The sequence below is a fragment of the Variovorax sp. PMC12 genome (genome assembly GCF_003019815.1).
GTDB lineage: Bacteria > Pseudomonadota > Gammaproteobacteria > Burkholderiales > Burkholderiaceae_C > Variovorax.
In genome coordinates this window covers 2462936-2483287 of record NZ_CP027773.1, presented here as the reverse complement: position 1 = coordinate 2483287, position 20352 = coordinate 2462936, and the positions used below count along the sequence as shown (strand labels likewise).

The 20352-nt window shown below is 68.1% G+C and carries 20 protein-coding genes; 16 read left to right on the top strand and 4 right to left on the bottom strand.

Features of this window, described 5'->3' with window-relative positions:
- The first annotated feature begins 83 nt into the window (after nt 1-83).
- The 4 genes from hemC to C4F17_RS11525 are packed head-to-tail and all read left to right on the top strand — an operon-like array spanning nt 84 to nt 4158.
- Entirely contained in the window at nt 84-989 is a 906-nt protein-coding gene (gene hemC / locus C4F17_RS11540) for a hydroxymethylbilane synthase (protein WP_234382752.1), read from the top strand.
- Between the two features lie 16 nt (nt 990-1005).
- Entirely contained in the window at nt 1006-1776 is a 771-nt protein-coding gene (locus tag C4F17_RS11535; RefSeq protein ID WP_106935314.1) for a uroporphyrinogen-III synthase, read from the top strand.
- Complete coding sequence (locus C4F17_RS11530) at nt 1773-2867, top strand: uroporphyrinogen-III C-methyltransferase (protein WP_081270059.1); 1095 nt, start codon at nt 1773-1775, stop codon at nt 2865-2867. The genes C4F17_RS11535 and C4F17_RS11530 overlap by 4 nt, the downstream gene beginning before the upstream one ends.
- A gap of 7 nt (nt 2868-2874) precedes the next feature.
- Nucleotides 2875-4158, top strand: a complete 1284-nt coding sequence (locus tag C4F17_RS11525; RefSeq protein ID WP_081270060.1) for a heme biosynthesis protein HemY — start codon at nt 2875-2877, stop codon at nt 4156-4158.
- Nucleotides 4159-4305: 147 nt separating this feature from the next.
- Here the strand turns inward: C4F17_RS11525 and C4F17_RS11520 are convergent, their stop codons facing one another.
- Nucleotides 4306-7542 (bottom strand): Rne/Rng family ribonuclease, encoded by a 3237-nt coding sequence (locus C4F17_RS11520; RefSeq protein WP_106935313.1) that lies wholly within the window; start codon nt 7540-7542, stop codon nt 4306-4308.
- 542 nt (nt 7543-8084) lie between these two features.
- Between C4F17_RS11520 and C4F17_RS11515 the strand changes: the two genes are divergently transcribed.
- From C4F17_RS11515 to C4F17_RS11500, 4 genes are read left to right on the top strand one after another with little or no spacing between them, the layout of a single operon-like run.
- A complete protein-coding gene (locus C4F17_RS11515; RefSeq protein WP_172839963.1) occupies nt 8085-9197 on the top strand; it encodes an RluA family pseudouridine synthase in 1113 nt (370 codons plus the stop codon).
- Nucleotides 9190-9861: an HAD family hydrolase gene (locus tag C4F17_RS11510; RefSeq protein WP_081271213.1), complete on the top strand. Its 672-nt coding sequence runs from the start codon at nt 9190-9192 to the stop codon at nt 9859-9861. Before C4F17_RS11515 ends, C4F17_RS11510 begins: the two co-directional genes overlap by 8 nt.
- 21 nt (nt 9862-9882) lie before the next feature.
- Entirely contained in the window at nt 9883-10251 is a 369-nt protein-coding gene (locus tag C4F17_RS11505) for a Rieske (2Fe-2S) protein (RefSeq protein ID WP_081271212.1), read from the top strand.
- Nucleotide 10252: 1 nt separating this feature from the next.
- The gene (locus C4F17_RS11500) at nt 10253-11269 is read left to right on the top strand and encodes a S49 family peptidase (protein WP_081271211.1); all 1017 of its coding nucleotides are present in this window, start codon (nt 10253-10255) and stop codon (nt 11267-11269) included.
- Nucleotides 11270-11273: 4 nt separating this feature from the next.
- Here the strand turns inward: C4F17_RS11500 and C4F17_RS11495 are convergent, their stop codons facing one another.
- From C4F17_RS11495 to C4F17_RS11485, 3 genes are read right to left on the bottom strand one after another with little or no spacing between them, the layout of a single operon-like run.
- The gene (locus C4F17_RS11495) at nt 11274-12425 is read right to left on the bottom strand and encodes an MFS transporter (protein ID WP_106935312.1); all 1152 of its coding nucleotides are present in this window, start codon (nt 12423-12425) and stop codon (nt 11274-11276) included.
- 2 nt (nt 12426-12427) lie between these two features.
- Nucleotides 12428-13189 (bottom strand): SAM-dependent methyltransferase, encoded by a 762-nt coding sequence (locus C4F17_RS11490; protein WP_081271209.1) that lies wholly within the window; start codon nt 13187-13189, stop codon nt 12428-12430.
- A complete protein-coding gene (locus C4F17_RS11485; RefSeq protein WP_106935311.1) occupies nt 13186-13767 on the bottom strand; it encodes a Maf family nucleotide pyrophosphatase in 582 nt (193 codons plus the stop codon). The genes C4F17_RS11490 and C4F17_RS11485 overlap by 4 nt, the downstream gene beginning before the upstream one ends.
- A gap of 82 nt (nt 13768-13849) precedes the next feature.
- Between C4F17_RS11485 and C4F17_RS11480 the strand changes: the two genes are divergently transcribed.
- The 8 genes from C4F17_RS11480 to fabF all read left to right on the top strand — a co-directional run bounded on the left by C4F17_RS11480 (nt 13850) and on the right by fabF (nt 20349).
- On the top strand, nt 13850-14419 hold the full coding sequence (locus tag C4F17_RS11480) for a YceD family protein (RefSeq protein WP_106935310.1): 570 nt from the start codon (nt 13850-13852) through the stop codon (nt 14417-14419).
- 146 nt (nt 14420-14565) lie between these two features.
- Nucleotides 14566-14748, top strand: a complete 183-nt coding sequence (gene rpmF, locus C4F17_RS11475; protein WP_007830466.1) for a 50S ribosomal protein L32 — start codon at nt 14566-14568, stop codon at nt 14746-14748.
- Between the two features lie 61 nt (nt 14749-14809).
- Nucleotides 14810-15907, top strand: a complete 1098-nt coding sequence (plsX, locus tag C4F17_RS11470) for a phosphate acyltransferase PlsX (protein ID WP_081271206.1) — start codon at nt 14810-14812, stop codon at nt 15905-15907.
- Nucleotides 15907-16887, top strand: coding sequence for a beta-ketoacyl-ACP synthase III (locus tag C4F17_RS11465; protein ID WP_106935309.1), 981 nt, complete (start codon nt 15907-15909; stop codon nt 16885-16887). The genes plsX and C4F17_RS11465 overlap by 1 nt, the downstream gene beginning before the upstream one ends.
- Before the next feature lie 53 nt (nt 16888-16940).
- Nucleotides 16941-17894: an ACP S-malonyltransferase gene (fabD, locus tag C4F17_RS11460; RefSeq protein WP_106935308.1), complete on the top strand. Its 954-nt coding sequence runs from the start codon at nt 16941-16943 to the stop codon at nt 17892-17894.
- 28 nt (nt 17895-17922) lie between these two features.
- Nucleotides 17923-18666 carry a 3-oxoacyl-ACP reductase FabG gene (gene fabG / locus C4F17_RS11455; protein ID WP_106935307.1) on the top strand — a complete coding sequence of 248 codons (744 nt, stop codon included), beginning with the start codon at nt 17923-17925 and terminating at the stop codon, nt 18664-18666.
- A 99-nt stretch (nt 18667-18765) separates the two neighbouring features.
- Nucleotides 18766-19005: an acyl carrier protein gene (gene acpP / locus C4F17_RS11450; RefSeq protein ID WP_007830471.1), complete on the top strand. Its 240-nt coding sequence runs from the start codon at nt 18766-18768 to the stop codon at nt 19003-19005.
- A gap of 99 nt (nt 19006-19104) precedes the next feature.
- The gene (fabF, locus tag C4F17_RS11445) at nt 19105-20349 is read left to right on the top strand and encodes a beta-ketoacyl-ACP synthase II (protein ID WP_081271202.1); all 1245 of its coding nucleotides are present in this window, start codon (nt 19105-19107) and stop codon (nt 20347-20349) included.
- Nucleotides 20350-20352: the final 3 nt, after the last annotated feature.

The window sequence follows — 20352 nt, the reverse complement described above, 5'->3', positions numbered from 1 at the left end:
TTGAATGGGTGCGCCGCCTGCGTTGTTGCGGCGCAACATGCTAGCATTCCGGCGGTTTGAAACATGTACTTTTGGGAACGGCCTTGAGCAATATCGTGATCGCCACGCGCGAAAGCCGGCTGGCCTTGTGGCAAGCCGAACACGTGCAGGCGCTGCTGCAGGAAAGAGGCCACACGGTCAGCCTGCTGGGCCTCACCACCACCGGCGACCAGATCCTCGACCGCACGCTGAGCAAGGTGGGCGGCAAGGGCCTCTTCGTGAAGGAACTGGAGCTCGCGCTCGAGGAAGGGCGCGCCGACATCGCCGTCCATTCGCTCAAGGACGTGCCGATGGACCTTCCCCAAGGCTTCGTGCTGCCGTGCGTGCTGGAACGCGAAGACCCGCGCGACGCGCTCGTTTCCCCCCGTTTTGCCTCGCTCGACGAACTGCCGCACGGCGCGGTGGTCGGCACTTCCAGCCTGCGCCGCGTCGCGTTGCTGCGCGCACTGCGGCCCGACCTGCGCATCGAACCGCTGCGCGGCAATCTCGACACCCGCCTGCGCAAGCTCGACGAAGGGCAGTACGACGCCATCGTGCTGGCGGCGGCCGGACTCAAGCGGCTGGGGCTCGAAAGCCGCATCCGCGTGGCCTTCGACCCCGACACCATGCTGCCCGCGGCCGGGCAGGGCGCCCTGGGCATCGAGGTGCGGGCGGATCGCGCCGACCTCATCGAGCTGCTCGCCGCCATCACCCACCGCGGCGACTGGCTCTCCACCGCCGCCGAGCGCGCCGTGAGCCGCGCGATGGGTGGCAGCTGCTCCATGCCGCTCGCGGCCCATGCCCGATGGCAGGCCGACGGCTCGCTGCGCATCGACGCCGCCTGGGGCGACCCCGAAGGCAAGGTGCCGCTGGTGAAGGTGCATGCGCTGGCGCAGGCCGGCGACTTCGCCCAGGCCGATGCGCTCGGCCGGCAAGCGGCCGCCTTGCTGCGCGACGCCGGGGCCCACTGATTCCGGAGGTCATCGCATGACCGCCCGTCCCGTCATCGTCACGCGCCCCGAGCGCGAGGCGGCGCAATGGGTCGACGACCTGCGCGCCGCGGGGCTCGACGCGGTGGCATTGCCGCTGATCGTGATCGCGCCCGTGGCCGATGCCGAGCCGCTGCGCGAAGCCTGGCGCCGCCTCGACCGCTACGCGGCGCTGATGTTCGTGAGCGCCACGGCGGTCGAGAATTTCTTCCAGCATGAAACACCGGGCATGACCGCCGGACGCCGCTTCTGGGCCACGGGCCCGGGCACCACGCGCGCCCTGCTGCGTGCGGGCGTGCCGCCGGAACAGATCGACGCGCCGCCGCCCGAAGCCACGCGCTTCGATTCCGAGGCGCTGTGGGAGCGCGTGCACGGCCATGTGGCTGCCGGCGTGCGCGTGCTGATCGTGCGCGGCGGCGACGAGTCCGGGCAGCCCGCCGGGCGCGACTGGCTCGCCAGGGAAATCGACGCCGCGGGCGGCCAGCGCGACACCGTGGTCGCCTACCGGCGCCTGCCGCCGTCGCTGGACGTCGTACAACTCCGCATCGCGACCGACGGCGCGCAGGGCCGCGCGATCTGGCTCTTCAGCAGTTCCGAAGCCATCGGCAATCTGCAACGCGCGATGCCCGGCACCGACTGGCAGGCGGCACGCGCCGTCGCAACGCATGCCCGCATCGGCGAAGCCGCGCGCGCCGCTGGTTTCGGGGCGTTGCGTGTGTGCACACCGTTGCGGGATGCGTTGGTCGCGTCGATAGAATCCCTCGCATGAGCGCCGCGTCCCCGTCCGACGACCTTTCTCCCCCTTCAGCCGCAACGGTGCCCGTGCCTGCCACTGTCGCCCCCCACCAGACCCCTGCCGCCCAGGCTGCGGGCGCGGCGATCCTGTCGCGTCTCGGATTCGGCCTCGTGGCCTTCATCGCGCTGGTGGCGCTGGTCATGGCTGTCGCGCTGTGGCAGAAGGTCAGCGGCATGAAGGAACAGCTGGCGCGCCAGAGTGCCGATGCCCTTTCGCAGTCGATGGAAGCGCGCACGCTGGCGCGCCAGGCCAGCGACACCGTGCGCGACGCCTCGGCCCGCGTGGCGCTGGTTGAAACGCGCGTTGCCGAAGTCGCGCTGCAGCGTTCGCAGCTCGAAGAACTCATTCAGAGCCTCTCTCGTTCGCGCGACGAGAACCTCGTGATCGACATCGAGTCGGCCGTGCGCCTCGCGCTGCAGCAGGCCCAGGTCACGGGCAGCGTCGAGCCGCTGCTGGCCGCGCTGAAAGCGGGCGACGTGCGCATCTCGCGTGCCGCGCAACCGCGGCTCGCCCCCTTGCAGCGCGCCATGCAGCGCGATGCCGACCGCCTGCGCAGCAGTGCCAGCACCGACAACGCCGAGGCCCTGCAAAGGCTCGACGAACTCATGCGCGGCGTGGACGACCTGCCCACGCTCAACGCGGTGGCCCTGCGCGGCACCGGCGCCAATGCATGGCAGGCCGAGCCGATTCCCGCCGACGCGCCCTGGTGGCAGCGCATGCTGCTGGCCGTTCGCGGCGAGGCCCGCTCGCTGGTGCGCGTGGGCCGCATCCAGAGCCCGGAAGCGGTGCTGCTGGCGCCCGAACAGTCTTACTTCCTGCGCGAGAACCTCAAGCTCAAGCTGCTCAACGCGCGGCTGTCGCTGCTGTCGCGCCAGTTCGACGCCACCCGCACCGAGCTGTCCCAGGTCGCGGCATCGCTCAACCGCTACTTCGACCCCGCATCGCGCCGCACGCAGGCCGCCGCCACCCTGCTGCAGCAACTGCAGCAGCAGGTGAGGACGACCGAGCCGGTCCGCATCGACGACACGCTGGCCGCCCTGGCCACCGCCGCCGCAGGACGTTGACCCGCACATGCGCGCAGCAATCTGGCTCCTTGCACTGTTCGCCGTCGCCGCGGCAGTCGCTCTTTTCGCAGGCAACAACCAGGGCACGATCACCGTGTTCTGGCCGCCGTGGCGTGTCGATCTTTCGCTGAACCTGGTGCTGGTGATCCTGCTGGTGGTGTTCGTGCTGCTGCACGCCGCGCTGCGGGCCCTGGCGGCGCTGTTCTCGCTGCCCAAGCAGGCGCGCCAATGGCGGCTGCAGCAGAAGGAGCGCACGCTGCATGCGGCGCTGCTCGACGCCATGGTGCAGCTGATTTCCGGTCGTTTCTCGCGCGCGCGCAAGGCCGCGCAGGCCGCGCTCACGCAGGAAAAGGCGCTGTCGGCGCTCGGCGCCAGCCTGCCGCAGGCGCCGCAGGTGCGGGTGCTGTCGCACCTGTTGGCGGCCGAGAGCGCGCAGGCGCTGCAGGACAAGCCGGCGCGCGATGCCCATCTGCAGCAGGCACTGAACGAAAGCGCTGACCGCACCGTGCTGGCCAGTCCGGAAACGCGCGAAGGCGTGCAGTTGCGCGCGGCGCGCTGGGCGCTCGAAGACCGCGATGCGGCCGCTGCGCTCGCCCGCCTCGAAGAACTGCCGCAGGGCGCGCAGCGCCGCACGCTCGCGCTGCGGCTGAGGCTCAAGGCGGCCCGGCAGGATCGGCGCACGCTCGAGGCACTCGAAACCGCGCGCCTGCTCGCCAAGCACCGCGCGTTCTCGGAGGCCGCCGCGCAGAGCATCGTGCGCGGCCTTGCGACCGAACTGCTGTCGGGCGCGCACGACCCGGCGCAACTGCAGCGCGCATGGTCCGAGCTCGACACCAACGAACGCCAGATGCCCGAGGTCGCGATCCACGCGGCCCAGCGCATGGTCGCGCTGCGCGGCGACCTGGCGCTCGCGCGCGGCTGGCTGCTGCCGGCCTGGGAGCAGATGGTCGGCAATCCGCGCAGCCTGGGCGATGCGCTGCGCGTCAAGCTGGCACGCGCGCTCGAGGCGGGGCTCGACTCGGTCGATGCGGAATGGCTGGCGCGCATCGAGAGCGCGCAGCGCAACAATCCGCGCGACCCCAATCTGCAGTACCTCGCGGGCATGGCCTGCATGAAGCGCCAGCTGTGGGGCAAGGCCCAGCAGCTGCTCATGCAGGCCGGGCTGGGATTGCAGGACACCGATCTGTATCGCCGAGCCTGGCTGGCGCTGGCCCACCTGGCCGAAGACCGCAACGACACCGCGCAGGCGGCCGAAGCCTGGAAGCGCGCGGCGCAGGTCGAGAGCGCCTGAGCGGCGATTCGAGCGCTGTCACGGCGCCCCGGGAACGGACGGATTGCTTCAGCGCCTGATCTTCTGGATGCCTGACTTGCCAGTGTCCGAAGCGGCATAAAAAAACGGCGCCCGAGGGCGCCGTTTTCATTTCCGGGCGGGTTCCGCTCAGAGGGGGTGTTGCTGCTGCTGTTGCTGCTCGAACGGCAGCGACATCGAACCGAGGTCGCGACGGGTCTCGACCAGCACCAGCGGACCTTCGTCGAGCACCACCACCGGCGGGCGCTCGCGCGGCACGTGCACCGGCTTCGGCTCGGCGGCAATGGCGGCGCGTGCCTGCGCGATGCGCTCGGCGTCGGAGTTGACCCACTGCAGGCCCGAGTTCTGGGCGATCTGCGCGAGTTCGTCCAGCGGCAGCTCGAAGGGCTGGACCTTCGGCAGCGCGCGGCCGTTGGCGACGGGCGCCGGAGCAGCCACGGGCGCGGCAGCGACCGGCGCGGGGCGCTCGGTGCGCACCGGCTGGGGTGCGGGTTCGCGGACTTCCGGTGCAGCGACGGCGGCTTCGGCCACGACGGCCTGTTGTTGCTCCGGCGCGATCGGCAGTTGCTGCTGCGGCTGGCGGCGGGGCGCCGGGGCTTCTTCCTGCACGCCGGTCGTCATCGTCGCGGCTTCCGCCACGGCGACTTCGGCGGCCTGCGCACCGGCTTCGCTGTCGTCGCGCGGACCGCGTTCGCGGCGGTCGCGGCCGTAACGGTCACGCGAACGACCGCGGCGCTCGTCGCCTTCGCGGCGGGGAGCCTGCTCGTTGCCGCCGTCGTTGGACTGCTCGACGTCGGCTGCTGCAGCTTCGGCCCCGCGTGCATCGGCTTCGGCCTGAGGCGCGTCGTTGCGGCGCTCGCGGCGGCCGTCGTTGCGCTCACCACGCTCACCACCACGTTCACCGCGCGGAGCGCGCTGCTCGTCGCGGCCGTTGCGCGGCTGGCGCTCGCCCTGGACGGCTTCTTCGCCGGCAAGGGCGGTTTCGCCGCGGGGCTGCTGGGCGTCGCCGTTGCGTTCGGCGCGGTCGCTGTTGTTGCGCTCGCCGCGTTGTTCGCCACGCTCGTTGCGCTCGCCGCGTTCACGGCGTTCGCCGCGGGCGCGCGGTGCGCGTTCGCCTGCATTGCCTTCTTCGCCCGAGACCAGTTGCTGGGCTTCGAGGTTCAGGTTGCCGTCGAGTGCTTCCGCCGGTGCGTTGCGGCCTTCGCGGCCTTCGCCTTCGCGGCGCTCGCCGCGGCCGTTGCGGCGTTGTTCGCCGTCGCGCGGTGCGCGTGCCTCACGCGGCTCGCGGGGTTCGCGCTGTTCGCGCGGTTGCTGCGGGGCGCCGTCGGCGCGCAGTTCGCTGCTGTTGCGGCCTTCACGGCCTTCGCGTCCTTCACGGCGCTCGCCGCCGCGGCCGCCACGGCGTTCGCCGTCGCGACCACCCGAACGTCCGCCGCCTTCGCCGCGGCCTTCCGCGTTGCGGCCTTCACCGCGGCCTTCGCCGCCACGGCCGCCACGGCGCTGTTCGCCGTCACGCGAACCGCCGCGTGCTTCGCCGTCGCGGCCGGGGCGGCCGTCGCGGCGGGGCTTCGGGGCCTCGACCGGAATCGCGGAGGGCGCCGGCGCCGGTGCGGGGGCCGGCGCGCCGCCGAACAGGTTCTTGATCCAGGCGAAGAAGCCGGTCTGTGCCGGAACCGGCGCGGTGACCACGGGCGGTGCGACCGGTGCGGGTGCCGCGACGGGCGCGCGCACGGCTTCGGGCTTGGGCGGCACCACGGGCGCGGGTGCATCGGGCAGCACGCCCTTGATGACCGGCGTCTGCTTGTTGGTGGGCTCTTGCGAACGGCGCGTGACGGAGGTCGGGTCTTCGATCTCGTCGGCCATCTTGTAGCTGGCTTCGATGTGGTCGAGGCGCGGATCGTCGTGCTTCAGGCGCTCGAGCTTGTAGTTCGGCGTTTCGAGCGTCTTGTTGGGCACCATCAGCACGGTGACGCGCTGCTTGAGCTCGATCTTGGCGATTTCGGGGCGCTTTTCATTCAGCAGGAACGATGCGACTTCCACGGGCACCTGCACATGCACGGCGGCCGTGTTGTCCTTCATGGACTCTTCCTGAATGATGCGCAGGATCTGCAGCGCGCTCGATTCGGTGTCGCGGATGTGGCCCGAGCCGCCGCAGCGGGGGCAGGGGATCGACGAGCCTTCCGACAGTGCCGGCTTCAGGCGCTGGCGGCTCATTTCCATCAGGCCGAACTTGCTGATCGAGCCGAACTGCACGCGGGCGCGGTCCTGCCGCAGCGCGTCGCGCAGGCGGCTTTCGACTTCGCGGCGGTTCTTCGACTCGTCCATGTCGATGAAGTCGATGACGATCAGGCCGCCCAGGTCGCGCAGGCGCATCTGGCGGGCCACTTCGTCGGCGGCCTCGAGGTTGGTGCGGGTGGCGGTCTCCTCGATGTCGCCGCCCTTGATGGCGCGGGCCGAGTTCACGTCGACCGAAACCAGTGCTTCGGTGTGGTCGATCACGATGGCGCCGCCCGAGGGCAGCTGCACGGTGCGCGCGTAGGCCGACTCGATCTGGTGCTCGATCTGGAAGCGGCTGAACAGCGCTGCGTCGTCGCGGTAGCGCTTCACGCGGGCGGCATGCTCGGGCATGACGTGCGCCATGAACTGCTGCGCCTGGTCGTAGATGTCGTCGGTGTCGATCAGGATGTCGCCGATGTCGTGATTGAAATAGTCACGGATGGCGCGGATGACGAGCGACGATTCCTGGTAGATCAGGAAAGCGCCCTTGCCGCCCTTGGCCGCGCCGTCGATGGCGCTCCAGAGCTTGAGCAGGTAGTTCAGGTCCCACTGGAGTTCGGGCGCCGAGCGGCCGATGCCGGCGGTGCGCGCGATGATGCTCATGCCCTTCGGGTACTCGAGCTGGTCCATCGCCTCCTTGAGTTCGGCGCGGTCGTCGCCCTCGATGCGGCGCGAAACGCCACCGCCGCGGGGGTTGTTCGGCATCAGCACGACGTAGCGGCCGGCCAGCGAGATGAAGGTGGTGAGGGCGGCGCCCTTGTTGCCGCGCTCTTCCTTTTCGACCTGGACGGTGAGTTCCTGGCCTTCGCGGATCGCGTCCTGGATGCGGGCCTGGCTGGCCGACACGCCTTCGGCGAAATACTGCTTGGAGATTTCCTTGAACGGCAGGAAGCCGTGGCGGTCTTCGCCGTAGTCGACGAAACAGGCTTCGAGCGAGGGCTCGACGCGGGTCACGACCGCCTTGTAGATGTTGCCCTTGCGCTGTTCGCGCCCTTCGATTTCGATTTCGTAGTCGAGCAGTTTCTGCCCGTCGACGATGGCCAGGCGGCGTTCTTCGGCCTGCGTGGCATTGATCAGCATCCGCTTCATGATGCGTTGTCCTTATATGTATCGTTATACCGGCTCTTGACGAGCCAACGATGCACGGACGACGCCCGCGAAACCAGGGAATTGCCGCTTCGGCCCCGAATGCTGTTCACTGCCGCGCCAGGCGCGAGCAGGCCTCTCGAGCGCTAGCTCAAGAAGACAGTCGGGGTGGGGGCGCGTGGATGGGCGCGAGCCAGATTCGGTGTTGAGTGGCTATCTTTTTGATAGCCGGTTGCGCAATGGTGGCGCGCGCTGCGGGCGATCCAATGCCTGAGGCCACTGGCATCAGCCAGTGCAGGCACATTTGAATCAGCAGCATCAACACAACAAGGGACTCGCTTCGATCCGCCGGCAGCTTGGTCAGCTGCAGGCTGGGTATTCCGTATCGGTGTTTCGTGGGTGTCGGCTTGACTCGGGTGCCGGGCTTGCCACTTTGCGCAATTGCGCGGGGTTTGCAGCTCGGCGCCAAAGCGGCATCGACCTCACAGCGCCGCCCTGGGTATTTGATGGCAGTGGACTAAACTTCTGTCTAATCAAGCACTTACATGACCGCGCTGGTGAAAAACATTATAGGTGCGAAGCAGAGCCCCGCGGCTGCTCCAAATCCCGCAGGCCAAAAAGCCTCCGACGAGTCCGCGGCGCCCAATGCCGCCATCAAATTCCTCACGGTCGATGCCGAATCCGCCGGGCAGCGGCTCGACAATTTCCTGTTCCGCCATCTGAAAGGCGTGCCCAAGACGCATGTCTACCGGATCATCCGTTCGGGTGAGGTGCGCATCAACAAGGGCCGTGTGCAGGCCGAGACCCGCATCGAGGCCGGCGACGTGCTGCGGCTGCCGCCGATCCGGATTTCCGCGCGCGCGGAAGAGGGCGCGGCCCCGCCCGCGCCCGCGCGCGAGTTCCCGGTGCTGCTGGAAGACGACGCCGTGCTCGCCATCGACAAGCCGGCCGGCGTGGCCGTGCACGGCGGCAGCGGCGTGAGCTTCGGCGTGATCGAGCAACTGCGCACGGCGCGGCCGGGCGCCAAATTCCTGGAATTGGTGCACCGGCTCGACCGCGAGACCTCCGGCATCCTGCTGGTCGCCAAGAAGCGCAGCGCACTGGTCGCCTTGCAGGACCAGTTCCGCGAGCGCGAGACCGGCAAGACCTACCTGGCGCTGGTCGAGGGCGACTGGCCCGCGAACAGGAAGGTGCTCGACGCGCCGCTTGCCAAATACCTGCTGCCCGACGGTTCAGGCGCCGGTGCCGGCGAGCGCCGGGTGCGCGTGGTCGCCAAGGACCATCCGGACGCGATGCGCGCCGTGACGCTGGTGCGCGTGCTGGCGCGGCTCACGCTGCCGGGCGACGCGGCGCCGGTGTCATTGCTGGCCGTGACCATCAAGACCGGGCGCACCCACCAGATCCGCGTGCACCTCGCGTCGGCGGGCCATCCGATTGCCGGCGACGACAAGTACGGCGAATCCGACCGCCAGCGCGCACTGCAGAAACTCGGCCTCAAGCGCATGTTCCTGCATGCCTGGCGCCTGCAATTCAACCATCCGGCCAGCGGAGAACGCGTGGCGCTGCAGGCCGGCCTGCCGCCCGAGCTCAACATGCTGATGCCGCCCGCCGCCCTCGAGGCGATGGCCCAACACCCCACTCCCACGGCCCATGACTGACGCTTCCCGACCTCCCCGTTTCGACCTGATCGCCTTCGACTGGGACGGCACCCTCTACGACTCCACGCGCCTGATCGTGCGCTGCATCCAGGCGGCGGTGATCGACGTCGGCGGTGCCAAGCCGAGCGAGAACGACGCCGCCTGGGTCATCGGCCTGGGGCTGGCCGAGGCGCTGGCTCGCGCGGCGCCCGACGTGCCGAAGGAAAAATATCCCGAGCTGGGAGCGCGCTACCGCTATCACTACCTGCAGCACCAGGACGACCTGGTGCTGTTCGACGGCGTGCTGCAGATGCTCGATGCATTGCGCGCGCGCGGCCACAAGCTGGCCGTGGCCACCGGCAAGTCGCGCCGCGGCCTGAACGAGGCGCTGAAGTCGGTCGCGCTGCGCGACCGCTTCGAAGCCTCGCGCACCGCCGACGAAACCTTCGGCAAGCCGCATCCGCGCATGCTGCTGGAGCTGATGGAAGAACTCGACGTCACGCCCGAGCGCACCCTGATGATCGGCGACACCACGCACGACCTGCAGCTGGCGCAGAACGCCGGCTGCGCCAGCGTGGGCGTGAGCTACGGTGCCCACGAGCCCGCCAGCTTCGACGAATTCAAGCCGCTGCACGTCGCGCACTCGGTGGCAGACCTCGAAGCGTGGCTCCTGGGCAACGCCTGAACAACAATCTGGAGTGCTTCCATGAGTGAAGAACGCATCCCGCTTTGCAACGCCTCGGACCTGGTCGAGGGCGGCCTCGCGGTGCCTTTCGACGTGGTTCATGGCGGCGAAACCTGCCGGGCCTTCGCGGTGCGTTTCGAGGGGCGGCCGCATGCGTTTCTCAACCGGTGCAGCCACGTGGCGATGGAGATGGACTTCCAGCCCGACCGCTTCTTCGACGATACCGGCCAGTGGCTGCTGTGCGCCACGCATGGCGCCGTCTACCGGCCCGACACCGGCGAATGCGCGGGCGGCCCGTGCCGCGGCGGCCTCGTGAAGATCGCACTCAGCGAGCATGACGGCGTAGTGCACTGGCATACTGACTGGAACCTCCACCCCCTGACTTTCTGACATGACCGACCCGAACCGAACAGAACCCGCAGGGTTCGAGCCATTTGAGCCGGCCACCCCCACCAACATGGCCAAAGATCCCACGCAGCGCCCCGGATGGGAGCGCGCAACGCTCGAAAAACTCGCCTTCGCCTCCCTGAACGAACAGAAGGCCACGCGGCGCTGGAAAACCTTCGTGCGGCTGTCGTGGCTGGCCTTCTTCATCTTCCTGGCCTGGCTGGCGCTGTCGCGCAGCGCGCCCAGCACCGCCAAGACCACGGCCCACACGGCGGTCGTCGAGATCAAGGGCGAGATCGCCAACGGCGGCGACGCCAGCGCCGAGTTCGTGGTCGCCGCCATGAAGACCGCTTTCGAGGACGAGGGCGCCAAGGGCGTGATCCTGCTGATCAACTCGCCCGGCGGCAGCCCGGTGCAGGCCGGCATCATCAACGACGAGATCAAGCGCCTGAAGGCCAAGTACAAGAAGCCGGTCTATGCCGTGGTCGAGGAGACCTGTGCGTCGGCCGCCTACTACATCGCCGCCGCCACCGACAAGATCTACGTCGACAAGGCCAGCATCGTGGGCAGCATCGGCGTGCTGATGGACGGCTTCGGCTTCACGGGCGTGATGGAAAAGGTCGGCGTCGAGCGCCGCCTGCTGACTGCCGGTGAGAACAAGGGCTTCCTCGACCCGTTCAGCCCCATGAGCGACGCGCAGCGCGCACATGCGCAGACCATGCTGAACCAGATCCACGCGCAGTTCATCAACGTGGTCAAGACCGGCCGCGGCGACCGCCTGAAGCTGGACACCCCGGGCCTGTTCAGCGGCCTGTTCTGGAGCGGCGAGCAGGCCGTCGAATACGGCCTGGCCGACCAGCTGGGCAACGTCGACTACGTGGCGCGCGAAGTCATCAAGGCCGACGAGGTGATCGACTACACCCGCCGCGACAACGTGGCCGAGAAGCTGGCCAAGAAGTTCGGCGCCTCGATGGCCGAAACCACCGTGCGCCTGATGCACACGGCGCCGGCACTGCGCTGAGCTTCTATTTGCTTTCGCCGCTGGCGGTGTAGCGCGCGGACGCTGCCAGCGCCACGGCGAAGGCCACGACCACATAGAGAGCGGCGGTCAGCGAGGTCGCCCGCGCCAGCAGGCCGATCACCGCGGGGCCTGCCATGAACCCCAGATAGGCCACGGCCGAGACCGACGCAATGCCGCGCGCGGGCTCGATGCCCGGCACGTTCGCGGAAGCCGAGAACAGGATCGGCACCACGTTCGCGAAGCCGACCCCCACGCCGGCGAAACCCACCAGGGCCAGCCAGGGCATGTCGGTGACGAGCACCAGCGTCATGGCAGCCGCGGCGAGCAGGCCGCTGCCCAGCAGCAGCGTGGCCGGCGCGAAGCGGGCGCGCATCGCGTCGCCGCCGAAGCGCGCTGCCGCCATCGCCGCCGAGAAGCTCGCGTAGGCCAGCGCGGCCTGCTGCTGCGGGCTGCCGATCTCCTGCTGCATATAGAGCACGCTCCAGTCGTAGATGGCGCCTTCGGCGATCAGGCCCAGCGCGGCGAGCACGCCCAGTACCGCCAGGGTGCCGCGCGGCATCAGGAATCCGTGGTCGGCCCCGCTCGCGCCGCTGGTGGCGGGGCGCGGCAGCATGCGCCGCGAGGCCACGCCCACGAGCAGCACCATCGCCGCCGCAACCAGCAGCAAGTGCGCCTGCGCGCCGAGCCCGGCGGCGAGCGCCGCGCTGCCGCTCGCGGCGCCGGCCATGCCGCCCAGGCTGAACATGCCGTGCATGCCGCTCATCAACGGCGTGCCGCCGTGCAGTTCGAGCTGCGCGGCCTCGGTATTGATCGAGACATCGAACACGCTGGTCACGAGGCCGAAGGCCGCCAGCAGGCCCAGCAGCGCCACATAGCCCGGCATCGCGATCAGCCCTGCCAGCAGCAGCGCATAGATGCAGCCGCAGACGCCGGCCATGCGGCGCGGGCCGTAGCGGCCGATCCAGCGGCCCGCGCTGGTCAGGCCGATCATCGCGCCGGCACCGGCTGCGAGCATGGCGAGGCCGAGTTGCGCTTCGTCGATGCCGTAGTGCGCCTTGACCGTGGGTACGTGCACGCCCCAGGTCGCGAAGATGAAACCGGCGGAAAAGAATTGCGCGCGCGATGCCCAGCGCGTGGCGGCGGTGATGGCCACCATGGTCAGCGCCCGATCGCGAACACAGCGGGCAGGCGTTCGTCTGTGGTGGGCTGCGGCTTGGCGCGCCAGGATTTCACTGTTTCGCTGCGCACTTGGGCCGTTGCCAGCGTGAGGCCGCGCGCCACCGCGAGGCGGGTGTTGTGCTGGAGCGTCTGTATCAGCGCCTGCAGCAGGGCGGCATTGCGATAGGGCGTTTCAATGAAGAGCTGCGTCTGGCCCGACTTGAGCGCCAGCGCCTCGAGTTCGCGGATGCGCGTCTGGCGCTCGCCGGCGTCCTGCGGCAGGTAGCCGACGAAGGCGAAGTTCTGGCCATTGAGCCCGCTCGCCGCCAGTGCGAGCAGCAGCGAGACCGGGCCGGTCAGCGGAACGACGCTGAGACCCAGGTCGTGCGCGGCGCGCGCCACCGAGGAACCGGGGTCGGCCACCGCCGGCATGCCGGCTTCGCTGAGCAGGCCGATATCGTGGCCTTCCAGTGCGGCGGCGAGCAGGGGGCGGGCGTCGAACTGCCCGGCGTGGTCGCCTTTCTTGTGCACCTCGCGCGGCAGTTCCTGGATGTTCTGCGCCTGCAGCGGCGCGGCCAGCGGCGTGACGGCGTCGATGCGCTTCAGGTAGGCGCGCGCGGACTTCGCGTTCTCGCAGATCCAGTGGGTGATGCCGGCGGCGGCCTGCAGCGTGCCCAGGGGAAGGGCGTCCTGCAGTGGCGCCTGGGTGTCGCAGCCGAAATCGAGCGGCGCGGGAACGAGGTAGAGCTTGCCGTGCGTCACAGAAGTTCGACCCCCGCGGCGCGCAGCATGCGGCAGGTGCGGATCAGCGGCAGGCCGACCAGCGCGGTCGGGTCGTCGCTGTCTATGGCATCCAGCAGCGCGATGCCCAGGCCTTCGCTCTTGGCGCTGCCGGCGCAGTCGTAGGGTTGTTCGGCCAGCAGGTATTGCTCGATGGCGGCGTCGCTGAGGTCTCGGAACACCACGCGCACGGGGGCGATGTCGCGCTGGACGAAGCCGGTGGCGCGGCACACCACCGCCACCGCGGTCTGGAAGATCAGCGTCTGGCCGCGCATGCGGCGCAGTTGCGCCGTGGCGCGCTGGTGGTCGCCGGGCTTGCCGAGCGCTTCGCCGCCGAGGTCGGCCACCTGGTCGGAGCCGATGACCACGGCTTCGGGAAAGCGGGCAGCGACGGCGTCGGCTTTTTCGAGCGCCAGGCGCATGGCCAGGGCATGCGGCGTTTCGCCGGGCAACGGCGTTTCGTCGACTTCAGGGGACTGCACTTCGAAAGGCAGTCGCAGGCGGGTAAGCAGCTCGCGGCGGTAGCGCGAGGTCGAGGCAAGAATCACAGGGCGTTGCATGGGGACGATTGTGCGTGAGTCGCATGGCATCCCCAGGCATGCACCATGCCGGTGAAACTTCTGGCGCGCTAGACTGGCGAAGATGAAGAGAGAATTTGCCCCCGAACGGCTCAACGTGCCCGCCTTTGCCGCGGCCGCCGCCACCCTGGAAGCCGCCGACCCGGTTCCCAACTACCTGCGCCTGACCGCCGAGCTGGCGGTTCCCGCGCCCGATGCGGTGGTCGATTGGAAAGCCACCGGGGAAGAGCGCCCCGGCGCCGACGGCAAGGCCGTTCCCTGGCTGCACCTGGATGCCGAGGCCACGGTCCCGCTGGTTTGCCAGCGCTGCCTGTCGCCGGTCGAGACGCCATTGACGGTCGATCGCTGGTTCCGTTTCGTGGCCGACGAGGCCACGGCCGAAGCGGAAGACGAGGAATCGGAGGAAGACCTGCTCGTCGTGAGCCGCGATTTCGACCTCCATGCCCTGATCGAAGACGAACTGCTCATGGACATTCCCGTCACGCCCGTGCATGACGTCTGCCCCACGCCCGTCCAGCTTTCATCCAGCGACGACGACTTCAAGGCTGCCGAAGAAGCCAAGCCGAACCCGTTCGCGGTGCTCGGAGCGTTGCGCTCGCGCAAGCCGGAAGACGGGTCGGAAGAGGGCAGGTAGCTCTTTTCCTCAGGCTGGGCTATAATCATGGGCTTCGCGCGCGCCGCCGTGAGCAGCAATGCAGATCCAGGGATGCCAGCCATCCTTTCTCATTGCCACCGCTTGAGCCCGCATCCCATCACTCACCTAACAGTCCAGGAGCCATCATGGCCGTCCAGCAAAACAAGAAGTCGCCTTCCAAGCGCGGCATGCACCGTTCCCACAATGCGCTGGTCGTGCCCGGCATCGCCGTGGAGCCGACCACCGGCGAAACGCACCTGCGCCACCACATCAGCCCCAACGGTTTCTACCGTGGCCGCCAGGTGCTCAAGAACAAGTCCGAAGCCTGATCTCGCATCCCAAGGCCAAGGCCCGAAGCTACTTCTGCCGTAGCGTCGGGCCTTTGTTTTGATGGCTACGCCTTCTTCTCCCGAATTCACTGCTGCGCCCGCCGCAATCACGCTCGCCGTGGATTGCATGGGGGGTGACCATGGGCCGCGTGTCACGCTCGCGGCCTGCCGCGCGTTTCTTGAGCGGCACAGCGAGGCCTCACTGCTGCTGGTCGGCGCGCCGGCCGCGCTCGCGGGCTTTGCCGCGCATCCGCGTGCCCGCATCGTCGCAGCCAGCGAAGTTGTGGGCATGGACGACCCGATCGAAATTGCCCTGCGCAAGAAGAAAGATTCTTCGATGCGCGTCGCGATCCAGCAGGTCAAGGACGGTGCTGCCCAGGCTGCCGTGTCGGCTGGCAACACCGGTGCATTGATGGCCATTGCGCGCTATCTGCTCAAGACCCTCGACGGCATCGACCGCCCTGCGATTGCGCCGCAACTGCCGAACGCCAAGGGCGGCGCAACGACCGTGCTCGACCTGGGTGCGAACGTCGACTGCGACGCCGAGGACCTCCTTCAGTTCGCCGTGCTCGGCTCGGCGCTGGTGTCGGCGCTGACCGGTAACGAGGCGCCTTCGGTCGGCCTGCTCAATATCGGCGAAGAAGCCATCAAGGGCAGCGAAACAATCAAAAAAGCCAGTCAACTGCTGCGTACGGCTGCCAACTCCAAAGATCTCAACTTCTACGGCAACGTGGAAGGCAACGATATTTTCAAGGGCACGACCGACATCGTCGTTTGTGACGGTTTTGTCGGAAATGTGGCGTTGAAAGCCAGCGAAGGCGTGGCTTCGATGATCGGCGAGTTCATTCGCGTGGAGTTCTCGCGGAGCGTCTTCACCAAACTCGCTGCAATTGTTGCTTATCCGGTTCTAAAAGCTTTCAAAAGCCGTTTGGATCATCGTCGCTACAACGGAGCGGCCTTGCTCGGCCTGCGTGGCCTGGTTTTCAAGAGCCATGGCTCGGCTGACGAAGTGGCTTTCGGACATGCGCTCGATCGCGCTTATGATGCCGCTCGCAACAACCTGCTCGATCGCGTGCGGGCCCGCATCGCCCACGCCGCGCCTTTGCTCGCGCGGCAGGAGCCGGCGGCGCCGGTCGACGCGACGGCCCTTCACGTTTGATGACGACCCCTTATTCACGCATTACCGGCACCGGCAGCTACCTGCCTCCACGCCGCGTGACCAATGACGATCTCGCCAAGGAATTGGCGACACGCGGCATCGAAACCTCCGATCAGTGGATCGTCGAGCGCACCGGCATCCACGCGCGCCACTTCGCGGCGCCGGAAGTCACGAGCAGCGATCTCGGCTACGAGGCCGCCCGGCACGCTCTCGAAGCTGCCGGACGCAAGGCCAGCGATGTCGACCTGATCATCGTCGCGACCTCGACGCCCGACATGGTGTTTCCGTCGTCGGCCGCCATCCTCCAGCACAAGCTCGGCATTGCCGGCTGCCCGGCGTTCGACGTCCAGGCGGTCTGCAGCGGCTTCGTCTATGCGCTGACCGTCGCCGACGCGATGATCCGCACCGGCACCGCGCGTTGCGCGCTGGTGGTGGGCGCCGAAGTGTTCTCCCGCATCCTCGACTTCAACGATCGCACCACCTGCGTGCTGTTCGGCGACGGCGCGGGCGCGGTGGTGCTCGAGGCGAGCGAGGAGCCGGGCATCCTGGCGAGCGACCTGCACGCGGACGGCAAGCACGTGGGCATCCTTTGCGTGCCCGGGCATGTGTCCGGCGGCAACGTGCTGGGCACGCCCTTGCTGCACATGGACGGCCAGGCCGTCTTCAAGCTCGCGGTTCGCGTGCTCGAAGAGGCTGCGCGCGCCACGCTGGCGAAGGCCGGCAAGACCGACGCCGACATCGACTGGCTGATTCCGCACCAGGCCAACATCCGCATCATGGAAGGCACGGCCAGGAAGCTGAAGCTTCCACGCGAAAAGCTCATCGTCACGGTGAACGAGCACGGCAACACGTCTGCCGCGTCGATCCCGCTGGCTCTCGACGAAGCCGTGCGTTCCGGCAAGGTGAAGAAGGGCGAAACACTCATGCTCGAAGGCGTGGGCGGCGGCTTCACCTGGGGCGCGGTGCTATTGAACCTGTAGTGTGTTGCGCCGTCCCCGAGAGGGCGGCTGCAATGCGAGACAACGCATAAACAATGAAATCCTTTGCTTTTGTTTTCCCCGGTCAGGGCTCGCAGGCTGTCGGCATGCTCGACGGCTGGGGCGATCATCCGGCCGTGGTCGAAACCCTGCGCGAAGCTTCCGAGGCGCTGGGCGAAGACGTTGGCGCGCTGATCAAGAACGGTCCCAAGGAAGAACTGGCCCTCACGACCAATACCCAGCCCGTGATGCTGGTCGCGGGTGTCGCGGCCTGGCGCGCCTGGCTGGCTGAAGGCGGCGCGACGCCGGCCGTGGTGGCCGGCCATTCGCTCGGCGAATACTCGGCGCTGGTCGCTTCCGGCGTGTTGACGCTGGCGCAAGCCGCGCCGCTGGTGCGCTTCCGCGCGCAAGCGATGCAACAGGCTGTGCCGGTGGGCGTCGGCGCCATGGCTGCTGTGCTGGGCATGGAGTCCGGCAAGGTGGTCGCCGGCTGCGCTGAAGCCACCGCGAGTTTCGGCGCGGGCAGCGCCGAGATCGTCGAGGCGGTGAATTTCAACGACCCCATGCAGACGGTGATCGCCGGCAGCAAGGCTGCCGTCGACAAGGCCTGCGAACTGCTCAAGGCCAACGGCGCCAAGCGCGCATTGCTGTTGCCGGTGTCGGCACCGTTCCATTCGAGCCTGATGAAGCCTGCCGCCGAGGCGCTGCGCGAGAAACTGGCCTCCGTCACGCTGGCTGCGCCGCAGATCCCGGTGCTGAACAACATCGATGTCGCCGTCGAAACCGATGCCGACCGCATCCGCGACGCCCTGGTGCGCCAGGCCGCCGGTCCGGTTCGCTGGGTAGAGAGCGTGCAGGCCTTGAAACTGCGCGGTGTAGCCGCCATCATCGAGTGCGGTCCCGGCAAGGTGCTGGCCGGCATGGTGAAGCGCATCGCCCCCGATCTGGAAGCCGCGTCGGTGTACGACCCGGCCACGCTCGCGGACACCCGACAATCGCTCGCCGGCTGACCGGCGCAAGGCCCCGATACTTTTTCTTATGAGCATTCCCAAATTCGAAGGGCAAGTCGCCCTGGTCACCGGCGCGACGCGTGGCATCGGCGCAGCCATCGCGCTGGAACTGGCGCAGCGCGGCCTGAAGGTCGTGGGCACCGGCACCACCGACGAGGGCGCGGCCAAGATTACTTCGGCCCTGAGCGCTTATGACGGCCGCGGCCGTGCGCTCGACGTGAACGACGGCGCAGCGGTCGAGGCCCTGGTCGACGAGATCGTCAAGGCTTACGGCGCGATCCACGTGCTGGTCAACAACGCCGGCATCACGCGCGACACGCTCGCCATGCGCATGAAGGACAGCGACTGGGACGCGGTGCTCGACACCAATCTCAAGGCCGTCTTCTCGCTCTCGCGCGCCGTGATCCGCCCGATGATGAAGCAGCGCTACGGCCGCATCATCAGCATCACCAGCGTGGTCGGCGCCTCCGGCAATGCCGGCCAGGCCAACTACGCGGCCGCCAAGGCCGGTGTCGCGGGCATGACCCGCGCGCTGGCCCGCGAGCTCGGCAGCCGCAACATCACTGTCAACTGCGTCGCACCCGGTTTCATCGAAACCGACATGACGGCCAGCCTGCCCGAAGCCCAGCAACAGGCGCTGCTCCAGCAGATCCCGCTGGGCCACCTGGGCAAGCCGGCCGACATCGCGCACGCGGTGGCTTACCTCGCATCGCCCCAGGCGTCCTACGTCACGGGGCAGGAGCTGCACGTCAACGGCGGCATGCACATGTAGCCGCAAGGCGCAACCTTTTCCCGTACCGGGTGCGCGGCAAATGCCACAATGCGCCCGGCTAAAATCCACCGATTACCTACAACCCTCAGAGGGAACCAAATGAGCGATATCGAAGCACGTGTCAAGAAAATCATCGCCGAGCAACTCGGCGTGGAAGAGTCCCAAGTGACGAATGAAAAGGCTTTCGTGGCCGACCTCGGCGCCGACTCTCTCGACACGGTCGAACTCGTGATGGCACTCGAAGACGAATTCGGCATCGAAATTCCCGACGAAGACGCCGAGAAGATCACCACGGTGCAAAACGCCGTCGACTACGCCACCAAGAATCAAAAGGCCTGATCGGCCAGCTGACAAGATTGCAACTGCGGCCGGCGGCTTTTACTTGAACCGCACGCGCCGGCAGGCAACTGTTCAGCGCTTCCAGAAAGGTTTGCCGGCATGACCAAACGCCGCGTCGTCGTGACCGGGCTCGGTTGCATCGCTCCTGTCGGAAACACCGCAACCGAATCCTGGGCCAACCTGTTGGCCGGGAAGTCGGGCATTGCGAACATCACCGCGTTCGATGCAAGCGCCTTCGCTTGCAAGTTCGCCGGTGAAGTCAAGGGTTTCGACATCACCCAATACATCTCGGAGAAGGAAGCGCGTCACATGGACCGCTTCATTCATCTGGGTCTGGCCGCCGCCATCCAGGCGGTGCAGGACAGCGGACTGCCGACCGGCGACGCGCTTTCCTATGAAGAGGCCGTGCGCATCGGCTGCAACATCGGCTCCGGCATCGGCGGCCTGCCGATGATCGAGGAAACGCACGGTGAACTGATGAACCGCGGCCCGCGCCGCGTTTCGCCGTTCTTCGTGCCTGCGTCGATCATCAACATGATCTCCGGCCACGTGTCGATCAAGTACGGCTTCAAGGGCCCGAACATCGCCGTCGTGACCGCCTGCACCACCGGCCTGCACGCCATCGGCACCTCGGCCCGCATGATCGAGTACGGCGATGCCGACGTGATGATCGCCGGCGGCGCCGAGTCGACCATCTCCCCGCTCGGCATTGGCGGCTTCACCGCGCCTCGCGCGCTGAGCACCCGCAACGACGATCCCGCCACGGCCTCCCGTCCGTGGGACAAGGACCGCGACGGCTTCGTGCTGGGCGAGGGCGCTGGCGTGCTGGTGCTCGAGGAGTACGAACACGCCAAGGCGCGCGGCGCCAAGATCTACGCGGAAGTCGCGGGCTTCGGCCTGACCGGTGACGCGTATCACATGACGGCACCCGACGTCGACGGCCCGCGCCGTTCGATGGCCATGGCGCTGTCGAATGCGGGCGTCAATGCGGACCAGGTGCAATACCTCAATGCACACGGCACCTCGACGCAGATCGGCGACGTCAACGAGACCAATGCGGTCAAGCTGGCCTTCGGCGATCACGCGAAGAAGCTCGTCGTCAATTCGACCAAGTCCATGACCGGCCACTTGCTGGGCGGCGCGGGCGGCATCGAATCGGTGTTCACGGTCCTGGCGCTGCACGAGCAGAAGAGCCCGCCGACCATCAACATCTTCAACCAGGATCCGGAGTGCGATCTCGACTACTGCGCCAACGAGGCGCGCGATCTGAAGATCGACGTCGCGGTCAAGAACAACTTCGGCTTCGGGGGCACCAACGGCACGCTGGTGTTCAAGCGCGCTTGAGCA